The 23835-nt window shown below is 61.7% G+C and carries 17 protein-coding genes and 1 other RNA gene; 9 read left to right on the forward strand and 9 right to left on the reverse strand.

Features of this window, described 5'->3' with window-relative positions:
- Positions 1 to 8: 8 nt before the first annotated feature.
- From dnaJ to grpE, 3 genes are all read right to left on the reverse strand, one after another.
- Complete coding sequence (dnaJ, locus tag LJY18_RS13880; RefSeq protein WP_238042410.1) at positions 9 to 1133, reverse strand: molecular chaperone DnaJ; 1125 nt, start codon at positions 1131 to 1133, stop codon at positions 9 to 11.
- Between the two features lie 122 nt (positions 1134 to 1255).
- Positions 1256 to 3172, reverse strand: coding sequence for a molecular chaperone DnaK (dnaK, locus tag LJY18_RS13885; RefSeq protein ID WP_238042411.1), 1917 nt, complete (start codon positions 3170 to 3172; stop codon positions 1256 to 1258).
- A 100-nt stretch (positions 3173 to 3272) separates the two neighbouring features.
- The gene (gene grpE / locus LJY18_RS13890) at positions 3273 to 3842 is read right to left on the reverse strand and encodes a nucleotide exchange factor GrpE (protein WP_238042412.1); all 570 of its coding nucleotides are present in this window, start codon (positions 3840 to 3842) and stop codon (positions 3273 to 3275) included.
- 155 nt (positions 3843 to 3997) lie between these two features.
- On the opposite strand from grpE, the gene recN reads away from it, so the two are divergent.
- Entirely contained in the window at positions 3998 to 5671 is a 1674-nt protein-coding gene (recN, locus tag LJY18_RS13895) for a DNA repair protein RecN (RefSeq protein ID WP_238042413.1), read from the forward strand.
- 62 nt (positions 5672 to 5733) lie between these two features.
- Here the strand turns inward: recN and fur are convergent, their stop codons facing one another.
- Positions 5734 to 6138, reverse strand: a complete 405-nt coding sequence (gene fur, locus LJY18_RS13900) for a ferric iron uptake transcriptional regulator (RefSeq protein ID WP_238042414.1) — start codon at positions 6136 to 6138, stop codon at positions 5734 to 5736.
- A gap of 97 nt (positions 6139 to 6235) precedes the next feature.
- On the opposite strand from fur, the gene LJY18_RS13905 reads away from it, so the two are divergent.
- Complete coding sequence (locus LJY18_RS13905) at positions 6236 to 6757, forward strand: outer membrane protein assembly factor BamE (protein ID WP_238042415.1); 522 nt, start codon at positions 6236 to 6238, stop codon at positions 6755 to 6757.
- A gap of 60 nt (positions 6758 to 6817) precedes the next feature.
- Here LJY18_RS13905 and LJY18_RS13910 read toward each other — a convergent pair whose 3' ends face one another.
- From LJY18_RS13910 to LJY18_RS13920, 3 genes are read right to left on the reverse strand one after another with little or no spacing between them, the layout of a single operon-like run.
- Positions 6818 to 7141, reverse strand: coding sequence for an RnfH family protein (locus LJY18_RS13910; protein ID WP_238042416.1), 324 nt, complete (start codon positions 7139 to 7141; stop codon positions 6818 to 6820).
- A complete protein-coding gene (locus tag LJY18_RS13915) occupies positions 7134 to 7568 on the reverse strand; it encodes a type II toxin-antitoxin system RatA family toxin (protein WP_238042417.1) in 435 nt (144 codons plus the stop codon). The genes LJY18_RS13910 and LJY18_RS13915 overlap by 8 nt, the downstream gene beginning before the upstream one ends.
- 34 nt (positions 7569 to 7602) lie before the next feature.
- On the reverse strand, positions 7603 to 9006 hold the full coding sequence (locus LJY18_RS13920; protein WP_238042418.1) for a sodium-dependent transporter: 1404 nt from the start codon (positions 9004 to 9006) through the stop codon (positions 7603 to 7605).
- A 109-nt stretch (positions 9007 to 9115) separates the two neighbouring features.
- On the opposite strand from LJY18_RS13920, the gene smpB reads away from it, so the two are divergent.
- The gene (gene smpB / locus LJY18_RS13925) at positions 9116 to 9598 is read left to right on the forward strand and encodes an SsrA-binding protein SmpB (RefSeq protein WP_238042691.1); all 483 of its coding nucleotides are present in this window, start codon (positions 9116 to 9118) and stop codon (positions 9596 to 9598) included.
- A gap of 147 nt (positions 9599 to 9745) precedes the next feature.
- Here smpB and LJY18_RS13930 read toward each other — a convergent pair whose 3' ends face one another.
- Positions 9746 to 10528, reverse strand: a complete 783-nt coding sequence (locus tag LJY18_RS13930) for an FCD domain-containing protein (protein ID WP_238042419.1) — start codon at positions 10526 to 10528, stop codon at positions 9746 to 9748.
- Between the two features lie 314 nt (positions 10529 to 10842).
- On the opposite strand from LJY18_RS13930, the gene LJY18_RS13935 reads away from it, so the two are divergent.
- The 4 genes from LJY18_RS13935 to LJY18_RS13950 all read left to right on the forward strand — a co-directional run bounded on the left by LJY18_RS13935 (position 10843) and on the right by LJY18_RS13950 (position 17143).
- Entirely contained in the window at positions 10843 to 12537 is a 1695-nt protein-coding gene (locus LJY18_RS13935) for an L-lactate permease (protein ID WP_238042420.1), read from the forward strand.
- 108 nt (positions 12538 to 12645) lie between these two features.
- Complete coding sequence (gene lldD / locus LJY18_RS13940; RefSeq protein WP_238042421.1) at positions 12646 to 13791, forward strand: FMN-dependent L-lactate dehydrogenase LldD; 1146 nt, start codon at positions 12646 to 12648, stop codon at positions 13789 to 13791.
- Positions 13792 to 13934: 143 nt separating this feature from the next.
- Positions 13935 to 16742 carry an FAD-binding and (Fe-S)-binding domain-containing protein gene (locus LJY18_RS13945; RefSeq protein WP_238042422.1) on the forward strand — a complete coding sequence of 936 codons (2808 nt, stop codon included), beginning with the start codon at positions 13935 to 13937 and terminating at the stop codon, positions 16740 to 16742.
- 155 nt (positions 16743 to 16897) lie between these two features.
- Positions 16898 to 17143, forward strand: a complete 246-nt coding sequence (locus tag LJY18_RS13950) for a hypothetical protein (RefSeq protein WP_238042423.1) — start codon at positions 16898 to 16900, stop codon at positions 17141 to 17143.
- On the opposite strand, the gene LJY18_RS13955 is transcribed toward LJY18_RS13950, so the two are convergent.
- Positions 17089 to 20046: an ATP-binding protein gene (locus LJY18_RS13955; protein ID WP_238042424.1), complete on the reverse strand. Its 2958-nt coding sequence runs from the start codon at positions 20044 to 20046 to the stop codon at positions 17089 to 17091. The two genes, LJY18_RS13950 and LJY18_RS13955, sit on opposite strands and share 55 nt — an antisense overlap.
- A 149-nt stretch (positions 20047 to 20195) precedes the next feature.
- On the opposite strand from LJY18_RS13955, the gene ssrA reads away from it, so the two are divergent.
- Together ssrA and LJY18_RS13965 are read left to right on the forward strand one after the other, a co-directional pair.
- Positions 20196 to 20583, forward strand: a transfer-messenger RNA (tmRNA) gene (gene ssrA, locus LJY18_RS13960).
- 719 nt (positions 20584 to 21302) lie between these two features.
- Positions 21303 to 23723 carry a bifunctional diguanylate cyclase/phosphodiesterase gene (locus LJY18_RS13965; RefSeq protein ID WP_238042425.1) on the forward strand — a complete coding sequence of 807 codons (2421 nt, stop codon included), beginning with the start codon at positions 21303 to 21305 and terminating at the stop codon, positions 23721 to 23723.
- The last annotated feature ends 112 nt before the right edge of the window (positions 23724 to 23835 follow it).

A 23835-nucleotide genomic window follows, 5' to 3' on the forward strand; every position in this document is an offset into this window, starting at 1 on the left:
CCGTTTATTCACACATCGCCGAAGAAGCGCTTCACACCCTCGAACCAGCCACTGGCCTTCGGCGAATGACGGGTATCACCCTGCAGCGTCTTGCGAAACTCGTCGAGCAGTTCGCGCTGACGCCGATCCAGACTGACCGGGGTTTCTACCGCCACCCGGCACATCAGGTCGCCGGCACCGCCACCGCGCACTGGCGCCACGCCTTTACCGCGCAGACGGAACAGCTTGCCGGTCTGGGTACCTTCCGGAATCTTCAGCTTGACCCGGCCATCCAGGGTCGGCACCTCCAGCTCACCGCCCAGCGCCGCGTCGGCGAAGCTGATCGGCACCTCGCAGTACAGATGCTTGCCATCGCGCTGGAAGATCGAGTGCTCGCGCACATTGACCACCACATACAGATCGCCCGCCGGACCACCCATCGCGCCCGCCTCGCCTTCACCAGACAGGCGAATGCGATCACCGGTATCGACACCCGGCGGCACTTTCACCGACAGGGTCTTGTGCTCTTCCACGCGACCATGACCATGGCAGGAACCGCACGGATCGGTAATCATCTTGCCGGCGCCATGGCAACGCGGGCAGGTCTGCTGCACCGAGAAGAAGCCCTGCTGCATGCGCACCTGACCGATACCACCGCAGGTGGTACAGGTCACCGGAGAAGTACCCTTCTTCGCCCCCGAGCCTTCGCAGGTCTTGCAATTGACCAGCGTCGGCACACGGATGTTGACTGTAGTGCCGCGCACTGCCTCTTCCAGATCCAGCTCCAGCGTGTAGCGCAGGTCGCTGCCCCGCTGGGCGCCGCCACGCTGACCACCACGACCGCCAGCCCCCCCGAAGAAGTCGCTAAACACATCGCCGAAGATATCGGAAAAATTGGCCCCACCCGGGCCACCACCGCCCATCTGCGAATCGACCCCGGCATGCCCGTACTGGTCGTAGGCCGCGCGCTTGCCGGAGTCGGACAATACTTCGTAAGCCTCGTTGGCATCCTTGAACATATCTTCCGACGCTTTATCGTCGGGATTGCGGTCCGGGTGATGCTTCATTGCCAGGCGCCGGTAAGCCTTTTTCAGCTCCGCTTCGCTGGCGCCGCGCTCGACACCGAGCACCTCGTAATAGTCTCGTTTTGCCATAATTCTTCAACACCTTTAAATCGTCTACTCCAGACACGCCAACGCGGGAGCAAGCTCCCGCGTGGCGGATCATGCCGGTCGCGACTCGCGTCACGCCCGGCCAGAGCGGCATAAGCTTGCGCTTATTTGTTTTCCTTGACCTCTTCAAACTCCGCATCGACCACATCGTCGCCCGCGCCTTGAGTGTCATCAGCCTGCTGAGCCTCAGCGCCAGGCTGAGGTTGCTCGGCATACATCTTCTGCGCCAGCGGGGTAGTGGTTTCGGACAGGGCATTGATCTTGGCTTCGATAACGGCCTTGTCATCACCCTTGATCGCCACTTCCAGTTCGCCCAGGGCTTTCTCGATGGCTGCCTTCTCGTCCGCGGTGGCCTTGTCGCCTGCCTCGGTGAGCATCTTGCGCGAGGCGTGCACCAGCTGATCGCCCTGGTTACGGGCAGTGGCCAGCTCTTCGAACTTGCGATCTTCCTCGGCATTGGCCTCGGCATCACGCACCATTTGCTCGATTTCTTCCTCGGACAGACCGGAGTTGGCCTTGATCACGATGGACTGAGTCTTACCGGTGGCCTTGTCTTTCGCGCCGACATGCAGAATACCGTTGGCGTCGATATCGAAGGTCACTTCAATCTGCGGCACGCCACGTGGTGCTGGCGGAATCTCGGCCAGATCGAACTTGCCCAGTGACTTGTTCTGCGAAGCTTGCTTGCGCTCACCCTGCAGCACGTGAATGGTCACCGCGCCCTGGTTGTCGTCGGCAGTGGAGAACACCTGGGACTTCTTGGTCGGGATAGTGGTGTTCTTCTCGATCAGCGCAGTCATCACGCCACCCATGGTTTCGATGCCCAGGGTCAACGGCGATACGTCGAGCAGCAGCACGTCCTTCACGTCGCCGGCCAGTACGGCGCCCTGAATGGCAGCACCCATGGCTACGGCTTCGTCCGGGTTGACGTCCTTGCGCGCTTCCTTGCCGAAGAAATCGGTGACCAGCTTCTGCACCAGAGGCATGCGAGTCTGACCACCAACCAGAATCACGTCGTTGATCTTGGCCACGTCGATACCGGCATCTTTCAAGGCGATACGGCACGGCTCGATGGTGCGCTGCACCAGGTCTTCAACCAGCGACTCCAGCTTGGCGCGCGAAATCTTCACGTTCAAGTGCTTGGGACCGGTGGCATCTGCAGTGATGTACGGCAGGTTGACGTCGGTCTGCTGGCTGGAGGACAGCTCGATCTTGGCTTTCTCGGCGGCTTCTTTCAGGCGCTGCATGGCCAGCGGGTCACCCTTGAGGTTCATCCCGCTTTCTTTCTTGAATTCGTCGACCAGGTAATCGATCAGGCGGATATCGAAGTCTTCACCGCCGAGGAAGGTGTCGCCGTTGGTGGCCAACACTTCGAACTGGTGCTCGCCATCGACTTCGGCGATCTCGATCACCGACACGTCGAAGGTACCGCCACCCAGGTCATAAACGATCACGGTGTGATCGCCCTTGGCCTTGTCCATGCCGTAGGCCAGGGCCGCAGCGGTCGGCTCGTTGATGATGCGCTTGACGTCCAGACCGGCGATGCGCCCGGCATCCTTGGTGGCCTGACGCTGACTGTCGTTGAAGTAGGCCGGCACGGTGATCACCGCTTCGGTGACGGCTTCGCCGAGGTAGTCTTCAGCGGTCTTCTTCATCTTCTTGAGGATTTCCGCCGAGATCTGCGGCGGCGCCATCTTCTGGCCGTTCACTTCGACCCAGGCGTCACCGTTGTCGGCCTTGACGATCTTGTACGGCACCATCTGGATGTCTTTTTGCACGACGTCTTCTTCGAAACGACGACCGATCAGGCGCTTCACCGCGTACAGGGTGTTGTGCGGATTGGTCACAGCCTGGCGCTTGGCCGACTGACCGACGAGGATTTCACCGTCGTTGGCGTAGGCAACGATCGACGGCGTGGTGCGAGTGCCCTCGGCGTTCTCGATGACCTTGACGTTGCCGTTTTCCAGAATGGAGACGCACGAGTTGGTGGTCCCCAGGTCGATACCGATAATTCTGCCCATCTTCATTCTCCCGAAACTTTGATAATTCCGCCGCTGAGCTTTGTCAGCCGCGGTAGCACTAAAACGCTTGACTCATAAAATGGGGGCTACTCGCCGAATTTCAAGCCTGCTCATCGATGGTCGGCGGAGCTTCGCTCGGCGCCTTGCTGACCACCACCATTGCCGGACGCAACAGGCGACCGTTGAGCAGGTAGCCCTTCTGAAACACCTTGAGCACGCTGTTCGGCTCTACATTGGTGCTGTCCTGCATGGCCATGGCCTGATGGTGCTCCGGATTGAACGGCGCACCGTGCGGGTCGATGACTTCCAACTGATAGCGCTTGAGGGTGTCGTGGAACAGCTTTAGCGTCAGCTCCATGCCCTCGCGCACACCCTTGATTGCCTCGTCATCCGGATTCGACAGCTCGAGACCGCGCTCCAGGCTGTCGACGACCGGCAACAGGTCATTGGCAAATTTCTCCAAGGCGAATTTGTGCGCCTTCTCTACATCCTGCTCGGCGCGACGACGCACATTCTGCAGGTCCGCCGCCATGCGCAGGGCCTGATCCTGAGCGGCAGCCAGCTCTTCCTCCAGCACCTGGATGCGCGCGTCCAACTGATCGCTCGATTCCATTTCGGCACCAGGTGCAACCTCTGGCAGATGGGTATCGCGGGTCTGTTCGTCAGCCATGCGTTTCTCCTCTAAAAATTCGAGGCAAGCCTAAACTTGCGCGTCTGCCGCCTATATGGGGACAAATTCTGCAGCTTCAAGTGCTGCACAAGGATTGTCAGCCGAGAAACAAATACTGTATAAATATACACACCTAACTCCTGGGAGGCCTCGCCATGCTGGTGCACCTGTCCGTACACAACTACGCCATCGTTGAACACCTCGACCTAGAACTGGACCGCGGCATGAGTGTCATCAGCGGCGAAACCGGCGCTGGCAAGTCGATCATGCTCGACGCCCTCGGCCTGTGCCTCGGCGATCGCGCCGACAGCGGTGTGGTGCGCCCCGGCGCCGACAAGGCGGACATCCTGGCCAGCTTCGACCTTGTCGACATCCCCGAGGCCCGCACCTGGTTGGCTGAGCGTGACCTGGATCACGACGGCCCGTGCATCCTGCGTCGAGTGATCACCGCCGAAGGCCGCTCGCGCGGCTACATCAATGGCTCTCCCTGCCCCCAGGGCGACCTCAAGGCCCTCGGCGAACTGCTGATCGACATCCACAGTCAGCACGAACATCAGTCACTGCTCAAGGCCGAGACCCACCGCCGCCTGCTCGACGAATACGCCGGCAGCCAGGAGCTGGCGCGACAGGTGCAACTGGCGGCGCAACGCTGGAAACAGACCCGCAGCGAACTGCAGCGCCTGTCCAGCCTCGGCGACGAGCAACGCTCACGCCATCAGCTGCTCAGCTACCAACTGGAAGAGCTCGACAGCCTGGCCCTGGGTGAAAATGAACTGGTACAGCTGGAGCAGGAACACAAGAACCTGACCAATGCCGAAAGCCTGCTCAGCGCCTGCCGCCTAGTGATCGAGCAGTGCAGCGAGAATGACGCCGGCAACGTGCTCTCGACTCTGACCGGCAGCCTCAACCGTCTGGGCGCCTTCCAGGGTCAGCCGAGCGCCTTGAGCGAAGCGACCAACCTGCTGGCCAGCGCCCAGATTCAGGTGGAGGAAGCCGTCGGCGAGCTCAATCGCTTTCTCGATCATTTCGACGCCGACCCCGCGCGCCTGCAGCAGATGGAAGAGCGCCTGGATGCAATCTACACCCTGGCGCGCAAGCACCGGATCCAGCCCGGCGAACTGATTGCCATGCAGCAGCAACTGTTCGATGAGCTGGAAAGCCTCAACGCCGACGATCAGGCCGCCGAACGCCTGAACGATGAACTGGCCGCCTTCGAGCGCCACTACCAGGAAAAAGCCAGCGAGCTCAGCGCCCTGCGCCACCGCGCGGCCAGCGAGCTGGCCACGGCGGTAGAACTGGAAATGCAGAATCTGGGTATGCCGGGAGGGCGCTTCAGCATCACGCTGAGCGCCAATAACGGCAGCGAACCACAGCCCAACGGCCTCGAACAGCTGGAATTCCTGGTCAGCGCCAACCCCGGCCAACCGCTCAAGACCCTGGCCAAAGTCGCGTCCGGCGGCGAGCTGTCACGCATCAGCCTGGCGATCCAGGTGATCACCGCGCAAACCTCCCGGGTGCCGACCCTGGTGTTCGACGAAGTCGACGTCGGCATTGGCGGCCCGACCGCCGAAGTGGTCGGGCAGCTGCTGCGGCGTCTCGGCGAGCGCGGCCAGGTGCTGGCCGTCACTCACCTGCCACAAGTGGCCGCCCAGGGCCATCAGCACCTGTTCGTACACAAGGAGCGCGGCAGCGATGCCACCCGCACAGCCGTGAGCAAGCTGGACAGGAATCAGCGCGTCGAGGAAATTGCCCGCATGCTGGGCGGCGTCGACCTGACCGAAGAGTCCCTGGCCCATGCCCGGCAGATGGTCGGCAGCGTCCAGGCTTGACGGATCGCTGAAACCACAAAGGCGACCCGAGGGTCGCCTTTGTGCATGATGCGTTTGTGCGCTTACTTCTTTTTGCGCACGTAGAGCACCAGGTTGTGATCGACCATCTCGAAGCCGTGCTCTTGCACGATCTCCCTCTGCCGCTTTTCGATTTCAGGATCGAAGAACTCGATCACCTCACCCGAATCGACACAGACCATGTGGTCGTGATGACCACCATCGGCCAATTCGAACACGGCATGACCACCATCGAAGTTATGGCGCACCACCAACCCGGCCGCCTCGAACTGGGTCAGTACGCGGTACACGGTGGCCAGGCCGACGTCTTCGCCCGCTTCCATCAGGGCCTTGTAAACATCCTCTGCACTCATGTGACGCTGCTCGGCGGAATCGAGCATCTGCAGAATCTTGACCCGCGGCAGGGTCACTTTCAGGCCAGCTTTGCGTAGTTCGCTATTTTCAACCATGGTCTGCTTTCTCGCGGAAGCGGCTTCGCAGCTTCCTTTATTGCGGGTATGATCGGGGTTTACGTTGCCCAGCCAAGATAGTGGAAGTCACCCGCCGATGCAAAAAACCAAGCTCCTGCTGACCAGTCTCACCTTCGTGGGACTCCTCGCGCTCGCCGGTTGTTCTTTCCCCGGGGTTTATAAAATCGACGTCCAACAGGGCAATGTCGTTACACAGGACATGATAGATCAGTTGCGCCCAGGAATGACCCGCAGCCAAGTGCGGTTTATCATGGGCAACCCGCTGCTGACCGATACCTTCCATGCCAACCGCTGGGACTACCTGTACAGCATTCAACCAGGCGGTGGTAAACGCCTGCAAGAGCGCGTCAGCGTGATCTTCAATGGCAATGATCAACTGGCCGGCCTGTCGGGCGACTTCATGCCGGGCGTCAGCCGCGACGAGGCCATTCTCGGCCAGGATGGCGCGAGCATGGCGGCACCGCAAACCACCGCGCAGCCGCAAACCGAAGAGCGGCCGGCGCCAGGCTCACTGCTCGAGCAGATTCAGCGCGACGTCGACGAGGCACAAAGCGTACCGGTACCGACCCCGGAACCGCTGGACAGCTCGCCACAGTAAGCAGGCAGACGCAAAAAAGCCCGGATATATCCGGGCTTTTTCATGCGCGCCTATCTGACGTCAAGCGCCCTCTTCGTCAGCCTTGGCTTTGGCCGCCTTGGCCGCACGCTGCTTGCGCACCTCTTTCGGGTCGGCAATCAGCGGCCGATAGATCTCCACCCGCTCGCCATCCTCCAGCACCCGCTCTTGTGGCTTGGCCACCGCCTTGCCGAAGATCCCCAGCGGAATATTCGCCAGATCAAGGCCAGGAAAATGCGCCTGCATGCCCGACTGCTCGGCTGCCTGGCGCACCGTAGTGCCGTAAGGCAGACTCAGACGCAGCAGCTTCTGCTTATCCGCCAAGGCATAAACCACTTCGACCACGATCATCTTGTTGCTAGCCATATAGCTGCTTCGCCCTTTGACAGAATGCGTCCACCAAGGTGTTCGCCGCCTGGTTGAATAGCGGCCCAAGCGTGACCCGCACCAAGGGACCGGCATAATCGAAGGTCAGATCCAGACTGATCTTGCATGCTTGGTCGCCCAACGCCTTGAACACCCACTGGCCTTGCAGCTGACTGAACGGCCCCTCCTCCAGAACCAGCTCGATCGACTGCCCCCAAACCAGCGCATTGCGGGTAATGAAACGCTGGCTAAGCCCCCCCTTGGCCACAGCCAGACTGGCGCGCATATGGGTTTGACTGACGTCCAGCACCTCGCTGGCCGAACACCAGGGCAGGAACTCCGGGTAACGCGCCACGTCATTGACCAATTCGAAAATGGCCGACGCCGGATACGGCAGCAACGCCGAGCGCTGGATATGGGTACTCATAAGCCTGCAACTTGATTCAGAAGGGTGACTGTACTCATTTCATCAACTCTGCAACAAACACGATCAATATACCCAATGGCGCCACTACACGAATCAGCCAATAGACCAGGCCGAACAGCAGCGGATTATTGATCGCCAGCTCCTCGCGCACGGCCTCACGCTTGAGAACCCAGCCAGCGAACAGTACGAAGGCCAAGCCACCCAGCGGCAAGAGAATGCGACTGGTCAGGTAGTCGATGCTTTCGAAGAAGTTGCGCCCGCCTTCGGCGCCCCACTGAAACAGGTGAAAACCGTCGTCCGCGAAGATGAAGAACTTGGCCTCGGCAGCGACATTGAAGGACAACACCGTGCCCATGCCAACGGCCCAGCACAACAGTACCAGCACACTGGTGATCACCTTCCGGCTGCGCTCGGTACGCTCGACCAGATAAGCCACGGCCGGCTCCAGCATGGAGATCGACGAGGTCCAGGCCGCTATCAGCACCAAGACGAAAAACAGCGTACCCATGACCTGACCGAACGCAATGCCGCCGAAGGCCACCGGCAGGGTGACGAACATCAGTCCAGGGCCGGCGCCCGGCTCCAAGCCGGCGGCAAACACTATAGGGAATAGCGCCAAACCAGCCGTCAGGGCCACCAGGGTGTCGAGAATGCCGACCGCCATCACCGTCGTACCGATCGAGGCGCGTTTGGGCATGTAGGCGCCGTAGACCATGATCGAACCGACGCCAACGCTGAGGGTGAAGAAGGCATGCCCCATTGCAGCCAGCACGCCGTCGAGCAACTTGTCAGGCTGAAAATCGAAGAGAAAGTGAACCCCCTGCATAAAGTGCCCAGTGGTCATGCTGTAACCCAGCAGCACCAGCAGCAAGAGGAACAGCAGTGGCATCATGATGCGCAAACTGCGCTCCAGGCCGGCCACGACACCACGGGCGATAATGAAGCCAGTCAACAGCATGAACAGCGTGTGCCACAGGGTCAGACGCCAAGGGTCGGCCGTCAGTGCGCCGAACGCAGCGCCCGCCCCATCGGCACTGATGCTCTGGAACTGGCCGCCACCCATGCCGATGATGTAGTCCAGCGACCAGCCGGCGATGACACTGTAGAAGGACAGGATCAGCAGCGCGGCAACCATGCCCATCAGCGCAGCCCACGACCACCTTGGCGAGGCGTCAGACTCCAGCGCCAGCGCTCCCAGCGCATTCACCGGACTCTGCCGGGCGCGGCGGCCGATCAGGGTTTCCGCAAACATGATCGGCAAGCCAACCAGAAAAATGCACACCAGGTACATCATGACAAAGGCCCCACCGCCGTACATGCCGGTCATGTAGGGGAACTTCCAGATGTTGCCCAGGCCCACTGCGGAGCCGGTTGCCGCCAGGATAAACACCCAACGACTGGCCCAGGCGCCGTGGATCGAAACCTTGTCACTCACCATGAATACGCCCGATATTTTCGCAAAAGATGCGCATTGTCAGGGATTAGCTCACCTCTCTCAAGATCAGGCTGTCGCCAGCAGGCCCACGACTCCCTATAATGCGCGCCCTATGGCTAAACAAAAGAAACACCCTCAAGGCACCATCGCCCAAAATAAAAAGGCGATGCACGACTTTTTCGTCGAATCCAGATTCGAGGCGGGCCTGGTCCTGGCCGGCTGGGAAGTGAAAAGCCTGCGCGCCGGCAAGGCCCAGTTGGTCGACAGCTATGTATTGCTGAAAGACAACGAAGCTTGGCTGATGGGCTTCCACATCACCCCGCTGAAGGCTGCCAGCACCCACGTGATTGCCGACCCGACCCGCACGCGCAAGCTGCTGCTGAACAAGCGCGAGCTGGAAAAGCTGTTCGGCGCCGTACAGCAGAAGGGTCACACCTGCGTGGCGCTGTCGGTTTACTGGAAAGCGCATTTGATCAAATGCGAAATTGCCCTGGCCAAGGGCAAGAAGGACTTCGACAAGCGCCACACCGAAAAAGAGCGTGACGCCGACCGTGAAGTCCAGCGCGCCATGCGCACCAAGGGCAAGGACGACTGATCGGCGGGTGGATGGGGCTGTGGCCCCATTCCTTATCCCCGCTTAGTTGAGCAGCACACCGACCGAAGACGCCGTGCCAGCCTGCTCATCACCATGATCGGATACACCGTCCCGCTCGGGCAGCTTGCCCGCGACCAGCCCACCCTCCTACGGCTTGGTAATTGAGGCTGATCCCCGCCGCTGCGCCCGCGCCATGCGCTGCGCTTGCTGCTGCACTTCGGCGAGCACTTCCTGCACATAGTCGATATGCCGATTGGACAACTGCCGCGCGTCTTCGGCACGCCCCTCGATGATCGCTTCATAAAGCGCCCGATGCTGATCGATCAGCATGTCGCGGGTCTCGTCGCGCTGGGCGTACATGCCACCGATGTTGGTCACCACATTGCGCTTGAGCAGGTCGAATAAACCGCGAATGGTGTGCAGCAGCACGGCGTTATGGCTGGCCTCGGCGATGGCCAGGTGAAAGCTCGCGTCGGCCACCCCCTCTTCCGCGCGGGTCACCTTGCCGCTTCGGCTGTAGCAGTCCTGCAGCGCGGCAAAAGCCTCCCTCAGGCGCTGGCGATCCAGCTCGGTGGCACGCTGGGCGGCATAAAAGGCACAGGAACCTTCCAGGGTGTGGCGAAACTCCAGCAGGTCGCGCTGGGCTTCCGGGTTGCTCTCCAGCAGCTGCAAGAGCGGATCACTGAAGGTCGAGCCAAGCGAGTCGGCGACATAGTTGCCACCGCCCTGACGGCTGACCAACAAGCCCTTGGCCGCCAGTTTCTGAATCGCCTCACGCAATGACGGCCGCGACACACCGAACCGTTCGGCCAGCGCCCGCTCGGCGGGCAGCCGCTCACCGGCCTTCAACGTGCCTTCCAGGATCATGGTTTCCAGCTGACTGACGATATCGTCCGACAAACGGCGCTGGCGCACCTGGCCTACATCCATAACCCGAACCTCACTGGTTTGACCACCTGTAACGCCCTTCTCAGGCACTTGTAGAGCAAGCCTATAGCGGCGCCGGAGCCCTTACAAGACAAGGGCACTCGACCAAAGTAGTAAGCCTGCTAATTGACAGCTGCAAGCATCCACTTTTACTCTGGCCGCGCCACATTGTAAATTGGTATTACCAATTTACCCAAACCTAAAACAATTCCAAGAAGCTTATGAGGTCTGCCATGCCGGTCATCGCCAAACCACTTGCCGCACCGCTGCATCCGCATACACCCATGCGCATCGCGCGCCGCTAAGGAGAGACCGACATGTCAACTGGTCTTCTGGCTCTACTCGCTTTTTCTCCGATCCTGCTCGCGGCCATCCTGCTGGTCGGCCTGCGTTGGCCGGCCAAGCACGCCATGCCGCTGGTCTACCTGGTGACCGCCGCCATTGGTCTGTTCGCCTGGGACATGAGCGTCAACCGCGTACTCGCCTCGACCCTGCAAGGCCTGCTGATTACCCTGAGCCTGCTGTGGATCATCTTCGGCGCCATCTTGCTGCTCAACACCCTCAAGCATTCTGGCGGCATCACCGCGATCCGCGCCGGTTTCGCCACCATCAGCCCTGACCGGCGAATTCAGGCGATCATCATTGCCTGGCTGTTCGGCTGCTTCATCGAAGGCGCCTCCGGTTTTGGCACGCCAGCGGCAATTGCCGCACCGCTGCTGGTGGCCATCGGCTTCCCGGCCATGGCCGCGGTACTGATGGGCATGCTGGTACAGAGTACGCCGGTGTCGTTCGGGGCCGTGGGCACGCCCATCATAGTTGGGGTCAATAGCGGCCTGGACTCAGCCACCCTCGGTGCGCAACTGCTTGAGCAAGGCTCTTCCTGGGCGCAGTTCTTGCAGCTGATCACCAGTGAAGTGGCGATCATTCACGCCATCGTCGGCACTGTGATGCCGCTGATCATGGTGCTGATGCTGACGCGCTTCTTCGGCACCGAGAAAAGCTGGAAAGCCGGCTTCGAAGTACTGCCGTTTGCACTCTTCGCCGGTTTGGCCTTCACCATCCCCTACGCCCTCACTGGAGTATTCCTCGGTCCGGAATTTCCCTCACTGGCCGGCGGCCTGATCGGCCTGGCGATTGTCACCAGCGCAGCCCGCCTTGGCTTTCTGCTGCCGAAAACTACCTGGGACTTTGCCCCTGCGGACAAGTGGCCGAGCGAATGGCTGGGCACCATAGAAATGAAGCTGGACCAACTGACCGCCAAGCCCATGAGCTCACTGCGCGCCTGGCTGCCGTATGTGCTGGTCGGTGCCCTGCTGGTGATCAGCCGGGTCGTCCCGCAAGTCACCGCAGCACTGAAAGCTGTGGCGGTGAATTTTCCCGACCTGCTCGGTGAGACCGGGGTCAGCGCCAGCTTCCAGCCGCTGTACTTGCCGGGTGGGATTCTGGTGACGGTGGTCATCGCCACCTTCTTCTTCCACAAGATGAAGCTGCGTGACCTGGGCTCGGCGGTCAGGGAATCCTCCGGGGTGCTGCTCAGCGCCGGTTTCGTCCTGCTGTTCACCGTGCCCATGGTGCGTATCCTGATCAACTCGGGGGTCAACAGCGCCGACCTGGCCAGCATGCCGATCCTCATGGCCCGCTGGGTTGCCGATAGCGTTGGTGGGATTTACCCACTGCTGGCGCCGAGCATTGGTGCACTTGGCGCCTTTATCGCCGGCTCCAACACGGTCAGCAATATGATGTTCAGCCAGTTCCAGTTCGGTGTGGCCACTAACCTGGGCATCTCAGGCGCAGTGGTAGTCGCGGCACAGGCCATTGGCGCCGCCGCCGGTAATATGGTCGCCATCCACAACGTGGTGGCCGCCTCTGCAACTGTCGGCCTGCTGGGTCGCGAAGGTAGCATCCTGCGCAAAACCATCTGGCCTACGCTGTACTACGTGCTCTTCACCGGCGCGATCGCCATGATCGCGATCTATGTGTTGGGCGTTAGCGACCCGCTGGCCGCTGGCTGACAGGCTCCTATTCACGATTCCCGTATACCCAGACAGGTCGGCCCCGCAGTATTTATGGGGTCGCACCCTGGGCAAGAACAGCCTTCTCCTGGCACTAGGGTGAACCCGATGATCATTTCTGCCTCTACCGACTACCGCGCAGCGGCACAACGCAAGCTGCCGCCGTTCCTGTTCCACTACCTCGACGGCGGCGCCTACGCCGAACATACCCTGCGGCGCAACGTCGATGACCTGGCCGACATCGCCCTGCGCCAGCGGGTGCTGCGCAACATGTCCGAGTTGAGCCTGGAAACCCGTCTGTTCAATGAAACCCTGTCGATGCCCGTGGCGCTGGCCCCCGTCGGCCTGGCGGGCATGTATGCCCGCCGTGGTGAGGTCCAAGCGGCCCGGGCAGCTGCAGCCAAGGGCATCCCCTTCACCCTGTCGACCGTATCGGTGTGTCCGATCGAAGAAGTGGCGCCAGAGATCGATCGACCGATGTGGTTCCAGCTCTACGTCCTCAAAGATCGCGGCTTCATGAAGAATGCGCTGGAGCGCGCCAAGGCCGCCGGCGTCACTACCCTGGTGTTCACCGTCGACATGCCGGTACCGGGCGCCCGCTACCGCGACGCCCACTCCGGCATGAGCGGGCCGAACGCACCGCTGCGGCGCATGCTGCAGGCCATGACTCACCCAAGCTGGGCCTGGGACGTGGGCCTGCTGGGCAAGCCCCATGACCTGGGCAATATCTCCGCCTACCGCGGCAGCCGCACCGGCCTGGCCGACTATATCGGCTGGCTCGGCGACAACTTCGACCCGTCGATCTCGTGGAAGGACCTGGAATGGATCCGCGAGTTCTGGGACGGCCCGATGGTGATCAAGGGCATCCTCGATCCGCAGGACGCCAAGGACGCGGTGAGCTTTGGCGCCGATGGCATCGTGGTCTCCAACCACGGCGGCCGCCAGCTCGATGGCGTAATGTCGAGTGCGCGCGCGCTGCCGGCCATCGCCGACGCAGTCAAAGGCGAGCTGGCAATCCTGGCCGACTCGGGGATTCGGACCGGCCTGGATGTGGTGCGAATGATCGCCCTGGGGGCCGACACCGTCCTGCTTGGGCGCGCCTTCATTTACGCCCTGGCCGTAGCCGGCGGCGCAGGCGTGAGCAACCTGCTCGACCTGATCGAAAAAGAGATGCGTGTGGCCATGGTCCTGACCGGGGCCAAGTCGATCAGCGAAATCAGCGCCGACTCGCTGGTGCGTGAATTGGGCCACTAAGCAGCAAACCGCCTTTAGCAGGAGCGGATTCATCCGCTATTTTCGCGCCTGAAGCGCAACGCCGCCCGGCCGCTCCTACTAACAGCGCTGCACCAGCAATCCCGACGCGCCGCCCTATGTACTGAGAATAATCTGGAGCGCCCATGAGCCTGCCCGCCGCCTTCCTAGCCGCCGTCGAACGCCTGATTCCCCGCGAGCGCCGCTTCGACGACCCGCTGTCGACCCTGGCCTTCGGTACCGATGCCAGCTTTTACCGGCTGATTCCCCAGCTGGTGATCCGGGTCGAGTCCGAGCTGGAAGTGATCGACCTGCTCAAGCTGGCAGGGACTCATCAAGTTTCTGTAACATTCCGCGCCGCCGGTACCAGCCTGTCCGGCCAGGCGATCAGCGACTCGGTCCTGCTAGTGCTGGGCGAGAACTGGAACGCCCGGGAAATTCGTGACCAGGGCAAGCAGATCCGCCTGCAACCGGGCGTGATAGGCGCTCAGGCCAACGCCGTGCTGGCGCCCTTCCAGCGCAAGATCGGCCCCGACCCGGCCTCGATCAATGCCTGCAAGATCGGCGGCATCGTCGCCAATAACGCCAGCGGCATGTGCTGCGGCACCGCGCAGAACAGCTACCAGACCCTGGCCGGCCTGCGCCTGGTGCTGGCCGACGGCGCCGTGCTGGACACCGAGGACAGCGCCAGCGTCGCGGCCTTCCAGGCCAGCCACGGCGAGTTGCTCGGGCAACTGGCCGAGCTGGGCCGAACAACCCGCGCCAATGCCGAGCTGGCGGCCAGGATCCGCCACAAATACCGGCTGAAGAACACCACCGGCCTGTCCCTCAACGCCCTGATCGACTTCGACCAGCCGCTGGATATCCTCAGCCACCTGATGGTCGGCTCCGAAGGCACCCTGGGCTTTATCAGTGCGGTGACCTACGACACCGTGCCCGATCACCCGCACAAGGCCAGCGCCCTGCTGGTGTTCCCAGATGTGGAAAACTGCTGCCGCGCGGTCACCGTGCTCAAGCAGCAGCCGGTATCCGCCGTGGAACTGCTGGACCGGCGCAGCCTGCGCTCGGTGCAAGACAAGTCGGGCATGCCGGACTGGGTAAAAGGCCTCACTGCCAGCGCCTGCGCCCTGCTGATCGAGTCCCGCGCTGCCAGCCAGAGCCTGCTGCAGGAGCAACTGGCGCTGATCATGGCATCGATCGCCGAGTTCCCACTGGAAAAACAGGTCGACTTCAGCACAGACCCGGCGGTGTACAACCTGCTGTGGAAGATCCGCAAGGACACCTTCCCCGCCGTTGGCGCGGTGCGCCAGACCGGCACCACGGTCATCATCGAGGACGTCACCTTCCCCATCGAGCAGCTCGCCGAAGGGGTCAATCGCCTGCTCGCGCTGTTCGACAAGCACCACTACGACGAGGCGATCATTTTCGGCCACGCCCTGGAAGGCAACCTGCACTTCGTCTTCACCCAGGGTTTTGACGACCCGCTGCAAGTCGCCCGCTACTCGGCGTTCATGGATGACGTGACGCAACTGGTGGCGGTGGAGTTCGGCGGCTCGCTCAAGGCCGAACATGGCACCGGGCGCAATATGGCGCCCTTCGTCGAACTGGAATGGGGCGCGGACGCCTACCAGCTGATGTGGCAGCTCAAGCGCCTGCTCGACCCGCAAGGCATTCTCAACCCGGACGTGGTACTCAGCGAAGACCCCGATATCCACCTGAAAAACCTCAAGCCGTTGCCCGCCGCCGACGAAATCGTCGACAAGTGCATCGAATGCGGCTTCTGCGAGCCGGTTTGCCCATCCAAGGGGCTGACCCTGAGCCCGCGCCAACGCATCGTGATCTGGCGCGATATCCAGGCGAAACAGCGCGCAGGCATAGATACCACCGCATTGGAGCGCGATTACCGCTATCAGGGCATAGACACCTGCGCCGCCACCGGCTTGTGCGCCCAGCGTTGCCCGGTAGGGATCAACACGGGCGACCTGGTGCGCAAACTGCGCGCCCGCGACGCCCACAATCAACGCAGCGCCGACTGGCTGGCGAACAATTTTCGCCGTGCCATGCAAGGCACCCGCGTCCTGCTGCACGTGGCCAATGGTGCCCGCCTGCTCATGGGCGCCCCGCTGCTCAGTCGCGCCTCCGCCACCCTGAGCAAGGCCAGCCGGGGTCGCGTGCCGCAGTGGACTCCGGCGATGCCGCAACCGGTCCACCGGCTGCAACTGCCCGTGGCCACTGGCGATCAGCGACCGCGGGTGGTTTACCTCGCCGCCTGCGTATCCCGCGCCATGGGCCCGGCAGCAAGCGATGCCGAGCAGATGCCGCTGCTCGACAAGACCCGCGCGCTACTGGAGAAGGGCGGCTTCCAGGTGGTATTCCCGGACCATCTGGACAACCTTTGCTGCGGCCAGCCATTCGCTTCCAAGGGTTATGCCGAGCAAGCCGAGCGCAAGCGCCAGGAGCTCATAGACGCCCTACTCAAGGCCAGTCGCGGCGGTCTCGATCCGATCTATTGCGACACCAGCCCCTGCACCCTGCGCCTGCTACAGGACGGACTCGACCCTCGCCTGAAACTGCATGACCCGGTCAAGTTCATCCGCGAGCACCTACTCGAGCGCCTGGAGTTCCAGCCGCAGGACAAGCCCGTAGCCGTGCATGTCACCTGCAGTACCCAGCATCTGGGCGAAGCCCAGGGCTTGATCGATATCGTCCGTCACTGCACCAGCCAGGTGGTGATCCCCGAGGGCATTCACTGCTGCGGCTTTGCCGGCGACAAGGGCTTCACCACCCCGGAACTCAACGCCCACTCGTTACGCGATCTGAAATCGGCCGTGCAGTATTGCGAGGAAGGCATCAGCACCAGCCGCACCTGCGAGATCGGCTTGAGCCAACATGGTGGTATCGACTACCACGGCCTGGTCTACCTGGTGGATCGGGTGACCCGCGCCAAGTACTGAGAGCCGGTGAAAAACTCTCGCCTGCAGGCGCCCGCTACTGACATTGCCCCGCCCTGCGGGGCTTTTTATTCCGACGGGAAAGCAGATCAACGGCCAAAGCCTGCCAGCAGGAGTTTCTATACTGAAGTTCCCCAGCCGTTGAAAGGAGCACCCCCATGCGCCGTCTTGCCGTTTTTTTCACCACCGTACTGCTCAGCACCTCGCTCTGGGCCATGCACTGCCCCGCGGATATGGCGAAGATCGATGCCATGCTGCAGAGCAATCCGCCCAGCGACGCAACCGTACTGGCGCAAGTGCAAAAGCTCCGCGCCGAAGGCGAAGAGCTGCACAAGGCTGGTAATCACAGTCAATCCGTGAAGGTTCTCGGTGAAGCCCTACAACTGCTCGAGGCCAGCGAATAGCCCAACAGCGTCAGGGCTAACCGGCGCACCTGAGTCAGGTCGATAGGTTTAGCCAGGCACGCCTGTGCGCCGCGCTGACGCGCCTCGCTAAACACCCCGTCATCGACTGTCGCACTGATTACCAATACGGGCACTTCACGCAGGCGCGGATCACGGCGCATGGCATCCAGCACCTGCAAACCGTCACCGTCGGGCAAGTCCAGGTCAAGCAACAGCATGGTCGGCGTGCAGCTCTCCAGCTCGGCCAGCGCCCCCTGCACCGAACCGACCCCGCGCACATCGGCGAACTCGCGAAGTGCCTCCTGCACCACTTTCACGGATGCGGGGTGATCCTCGACGCACAGCACTTCGGCTTTACGCTTCGGCCCATCCGCCTCGACCAGCAGCGCAGCGGCAGCAGCCGTCTCGGGTGCCGCGGCGCTGGGCAAGTCGATCCAGAAACGGCTACCGCCGCCGAGCGTGCTGCAAAACCCCATTTCGCCGCCCATCAGGCTGGCCAGTTCACGACACAACACCAAACCGATACCGGTACCAGGAATGCTCGAGTTCTCGCGACCCAGACGCTGGAATGGCTGAAACAACTGGGCCTGCTGCTCCTGGGTCAAGCCTGGACCGCTGTCCTCGACCCACAAGCGTACGCAGTCCGGGCGCACTTCATAGCCCAGACTGATCAGGCCCTGCGGGCTGTTGTATTTGATCGCATTGGACAGCAGGTTGAGTATCACCTGGCGCAGACGACGCATATCGGCCTGCACGTACAAGCCGGCATCAATATCCGCCAGCACCTGCAACTGCAGACGCCGCTGGTGGACTTCCGGGAGTACCAGCTCGGCGCAACCATTGAGCAGCGCGCCGACTTCCACCGCCTGTAATTGCAACTGCTGGCGGCGACTCTCGATGCTCGACAGATCGAGGATGTCATCGACCAACGCCGTCAGGTGGCGACTGGCGTTAACAATCTCGCGGGCATAATCGGCTTCCTGCTGGACCTCTGGCTTGCCTTGCGTCTCCAGCTCGATTAACTGGCCAAAGCCGTAAATGGCATTCAGCGGCGTGCGCAGCTCATGGCTCATGCTCGACAGGAAACGGCTCTTGGCCTGGCTGGCAGACTGGGCTTGCAGGCTGGCGCGGCGCAACTCCTCCTGCACCTGCTTGAGCCGGGTAATGTCGACATGTGTACCGGCGATGCGCAAGACGCCGCCGTTGCTATCGTGTTCGAGTACCTTGCCGCGGCTGAGCAACCAAATATATTCGCCGCTGGCATCGGCATAGCGATACTCCGCCTCGAACTGATCCTCACCACTGACCGCGAATAACTGCCGCAGATGGCGGATACGCTCCAGGTCATCGGGGTGCACGCGCAGGTTGAACTCGCTGAAACTCATGCTCTCGGCTCGCAGGCCGAAACGCTTGACGAAGTGGTCGCTGACCTTGATCGTCATGTTCGGCGCATCCACCTCCCACAGACTCTCCGTGGTGCTCTCCAGCACCAGCTGCAGAATCCGCTGCGCCTCATGCCGCTCGCTGTCGCTGGCCTGTATCTGCTCGCCGGTCTGCTGCACAGCCTGGGCCATACTGACCAACTCATCGATCTGGCTGGGCGGCGCACTGGGGTGATAATCGCCCTGACCGAGCCGGCGCATCATGCCAACGATACCGGCAATTGGTTGAGCCAACTGATCGCTCAGGCGCCGCGAACGCAGCCACATCCAGGCAAAAAACAGCAGGTAGAACAAACCCAGACCGACAATCAACAGGTAACCGATCTGCAAATAGCGCTCGGCCAGGCGGTTAGTCTCGCTGTAGATGTTTTCCTCATCGACCACCAGCATCAGACGCCAGCCTGTTTGCGGGATCTCGCTCCAAGCGATCAATTGCTTGCGCCCACCGAGCGTCACTTCCTGCACATGCTCCTGACCAGATGCCATCGCCTGCAACAGCGGACGCATGCCGGAACGTGAATCAAGGCTGAAATCCGCAGGCTTGAGCACCTCACGACGCACCGCCTCGGCGTAGGAGTACTCAGTCAACTCGCTCAATGCGAAGTCCTGTTCGCCGGCCTGCGGCAACACCATGATCTTGTTGTCGCGGCTAACCAACATGGCATAGCCCTGCCAAGGCACATCCAGCTCACCGATCTCGCTGAGCATCTGACCCACGGTAATATCCAGGCCGACCACCCCCTCGAGAAAGTCACCACGGTAGACCGGCGCCACCGCCGACATCATCCAGCCTTGACCTGCCGGATCGAGATAGACATCGGTCCACACTACTTCGCGCGCCGGATTGTGAAGTGCGTCGGCCAAGTAATAGAAGCTGTAATCGGGTATCACCATGTCATGGGGATACTGCTCGGGGGTCATGAAGAATGGGTAAATCCGGTTATAGCTGTCCCAACTGTTGAAATAGAGCGCGCTGACCAACGGGTTGGCGTCTCGAATCGAACGCATCAGTGGGTCGATTTGCAACAAGCGCAGGGCCTTGGCGTGGTCCTGCTGCTCCAGAGGCGTGCTGTTGGCGTAGAAAGACGCTGCGCGGCCATCGTCGCTACGGCTGTAAAACACCCCGCTGCTGGTCGAAACATGCCGCTTAAGTTCCAGCGCATCGGGCTGGAAAGCGGTATTTTGCAGCGCATGACTCGCTGTATCACGAAAAATTCGCACCTGCGCCTCGACCGAACGCAACCGACTGTCGATCACCTGGCCCTCACGCGCCACTGCCGTGGACAAGCCCTCCAGGGCACTCTGCTGCAAGTGACCGATTTGTGCATCGCGAATGGCTGCATTGCTCAGCAAATACACGGTGATCAACACCGTCTCCACCAGGATCAGCGGAATCAAAGCACTCTGCACAAAGGCACGCCAAATCCACTGGCGCACGGGGTAACGCGCTACTCGCGGCATAATCAGGTCTCTTCCCAAAGACATTGCATCCACTGCAAGTGGCAATCATAGCTGCACATGACTGGTAGCGTGCGCCTGAAGATTACCCGGTCGACGCTACGGAACCTTTGCCGTACACTAGTTGTCGTACCATCAAGTAACACAACTTTGGGGCCGATTAGGATTCGACGCCGGTTGCGAAACTCGAGGGGCATGCCGAGTTGGTAACAGAACTCGTAAATAAACTGTTGCAAAAATCCATAATTGCCAATGATGACAATTACGGTGCTCAACTAGCTGCGTAAGCAGCCTAGTCGCACTTCTGGTAGCTTCGGCTCCAGCAATCATTAGGGGATGTCTGTAAACCCGAAATGATTGTCATATAGAACAGAATCGCCGCGTAGTACGTTGTGGACGAAGTGGCTAAAAATTACACAACTCGCCCAAAGCACCCTGCCCGTCGGGCGGCCAAGGGTTAACTCAGTAGACACGGCTAAGCATGTAGAACCGACAGCGGAGTACTGGCGGACGGGGGTTCAAATCCCCCCGGCTCCACCATTTGAGACACACTTAAGCCCCTGATAATCTTAGAGATTTCAGGGGTTTTTGCTTTCTATGGTCTTCGCGTGTCCCAAAAATGTCACATTACAGATCGCGCAGCCAGCCAAGGGAGACAGTGAATGTTCAATCTGCTTGTAAGCGGCACTGGCTGGGAAGGACGTCACGGGAGCATGCTACGAGAGAGGATGCTCACTTGGACAGAAGACGAAATTTGAATCGCCCCAGGTTTTCTAGACAGACCAGTACGCTTGGCTATCTGGCGCAGCGAGAGTTTGTCGCGGAAGTACATCCGCTGATTTTTCCCAATATTTCCATGCTGATCACCCTGTGTTCTCCTGCTCAAAAAGTGAGCAGAAGCAGTTGAACTGCCTGGGTCAGTTTTTGGTCAGCGGCAACACAGCCGCTCAGCAGCGGGCGCGCCGGTCGAACTCGACCCGGGGTTGTACGGCGAAAGTCGCTTCTACCGGGCCAAAGGCCGCTATTCGTTGGTGCGTAGGTGCAACACCTGACTGACCGCCAGCGGCTGCCCGCTGCAGCCGGCAAGGCTGGTGACGGCAGCCCAACTGGTAGACCGCCTGCGGCAGATCTCCGACGCGCAGTGTCTACCCGGCCGCTGAGCCGCCGCGGCTGACCACTGTACCGTCCGGCCCTTGGAACCCGGGCCTGGACGGCGGCTCTATACTCAAACCAAGTCGTGCATGAGTCGGAGGCGTACCATGCCAGCACCAGGTTCCGTCAGCCCAGAGCATCCCTATCTCAACCGCGCGCTGCGCACCCTGAGTGGCTGCAACCGGGCGCTGCTGCGCGCCGAAGACGAGGCGACCCTGCTTCAGGAGATCTGCCAGGTCATAGTCGAGCAGGCCGGTTACCGCATGGCCTGGGTCGGCCGCGCCGAGCACGACGAGGCGAAGACGGTCGCGCCGGTGGCCCATGCCGGGGTCGAACAGGCCTACGTCGATTCGCTGAACATCTCCTGGGCGGACAACGAACGCGGTCGTGCCGTCACCGGCAGGGCGATCCGCACCGGCCGCCTGAGCCTGGTGCGCAATCTGTTGACCGATCCCAAGACCCTGCCCTGGAGCGAGGGCGCGCGCAAACACGGCATCGCCTCGTTTCTATCGCTGCCGCTGCGGGTCGAAGGCGAGATCTTCGGTGCCCTCGGCATCGGCGCCCCGGAACCCGATGCCTTCGGTGCCCAGGAAGAGGAGCTGCTGACCCAAGCCGCCGAGGACCTGGCGTTCGGCCTGCAGGCCCTGCGCACCAAGGCCAAGCGCGCCCAAGCCGAGCAAGAGATCCAGCGCCTCAACCGCGCCCTGTCGACGCGGGTGGCAGTCAACCATGCGCTGATCCATGCCAGCGAAGAACCGTCGCTGCTCAAGGAAGTCTGCCGGGTACTGGTGGCCGAATGCGGCTACCGCCTGGCCTGGGTCGCCTATCTCCAGAAAGACCTCGCCGAGCCGGAGCGTCAGGTCGCCTACGCCGGCGACGATCACGGTTACCTTGCGCACGCCAAGGCCTGGGCCGGTAGCGCCGAGGGCAAGGCCTATATCCAGCGATTCGACGCCCAGCTCGCGGCCGGGCGACCGCTGGTCATCCGCAACCTCCTCGATGAACCGGTAGAGGCGCTAAAAGACGTGGCCATCGAGTACGGCATTGCCGCGGTCATCGTACTGCCGCTAAGGGTCGAAGAGGTATTGATCGGCAAGCTGGTGATCACGGCCGCAGAGAGCGACGCCTTCGACGAGCAGGAAGTCGACCTGCTGCTGGCCACCGCCAACGATCTGGGCTTCGGCATCCTCACCCTGCGTACCCGGGCCCGGGCGCTGCAGGCCGAAGCGACCATCAGGCGCATGGCCTATACCGACGAGCTGACCGGCCTGCCCAACCGCCTGCGCCTGCGCGAACTGCTGGAGAACGCGATCAGCGAGGCTAGGTACGAGCACCGGCCGCTGGGCCTGCTGCACCTGGAGGTCGGCCGCAGCCAGGAGATCAGCGAGGCCATTGGCTACCGCGAAGGCGACCGCATGCAGCAAGCCATCGCAGCGCGCCTGACCCAAGCGGTAGGTCCAGACACCTCCCTGGCGCGCCTCGGCGAGTGTCAGTACGCGGTGTTGATGCCCAGCGGCGGCGCTGAGCAGGCCTCGCAGCTGGCGCAGAAAATTCTGGTGGCGCTGTACGAGCCAATCGACCTGGCCGGTGTGCTCCTCGACGCTCGCGCCAATATCGGCATCGCCCTCTACCCCGGCCACGGCACCGACCCGGACGCACTGATCTGCCGTTCGGCCAGCGCCATGGACCAGGCCAAGCGCTCCAGCACCGGTTACGCGGTGTTCCAGGGCGGCCTTGATCGCGAATGCGCCCAGCACCTGACCCTGATGAGCGAACTGCGCCGGGCGATCGAACGCAACCAGCTGTTACTGCATTACCAGCCGAAACTGAAAATCGCCACCAACAAAGTATGCGGCACCGAAGCCCTGGTGCGTTGGCAGCATCCGCAGCATGGCCTGCTGCCGCCCAACGACTTCATCAAGCTGGCCGAGAGCACCGGGCTGATCACCCCACTCACCTACTGGGTACTCGACGCCGCGCTGGGCCAACGCTATGCCTGGCACGAGGAAGGTGACGAGCGACCGATCTCGGTCAACCTGTCGGCCCACGACCTGCGCGATCCCAAGCTGATCGAACGGATTCGCGGCTCCTTCACCACTTGGGGCGCGCAAACGGACTGGATCGACTTCGAACTGACCGAAAGCGCGCTGATGGAAGACCCGGTGGCCGCGCTGGAAACCCTGACCCGACTCAAGAGCCTCGACACCCGCCTGACCATCGACGACTTCGGCACCGGCTACTCCTCGCTGGCTTACCTGCAGAAGCTGCCGGTGGACTCGCTGAAAATCGACCAGTCCTTCGTCACCCGCATGCTCAGCGACGACGATGACTCGGCGAAGATCGTGCGCTCCATCATCGAACTGGCGCACAACCTCGACCTCGAGGTGGTCGCCGAAGGCGTGGAGAACCAGGAGACCCTGACTCGCCTGGGCAACTTCGGCTGCGACATCGCCCAGGGCTTCTCGATCAGCCAGCCGATTCCCGGCAACAAGTTCCGCGCCTGGGAAGCCCTTTCAACCTGGCACTGACCTACGCCCGTACGGCCGACACATCCCGTAAATTGCACCACGCGCACCACTCACATAGAAGCTCGGTACGCACAGTACATTCCCAGCCGGTAGCGAGTTGACGATGCAAGCC

The organism is Pseudomonas sp. MMS21 TM103, from assembly GCF_022132145.1.
GTDB lineage: Bacteria > Pseudomonadota > Gammaproteobacteria > Pseudomonadales > Pseudomonadaceae > Aquipseudomonas.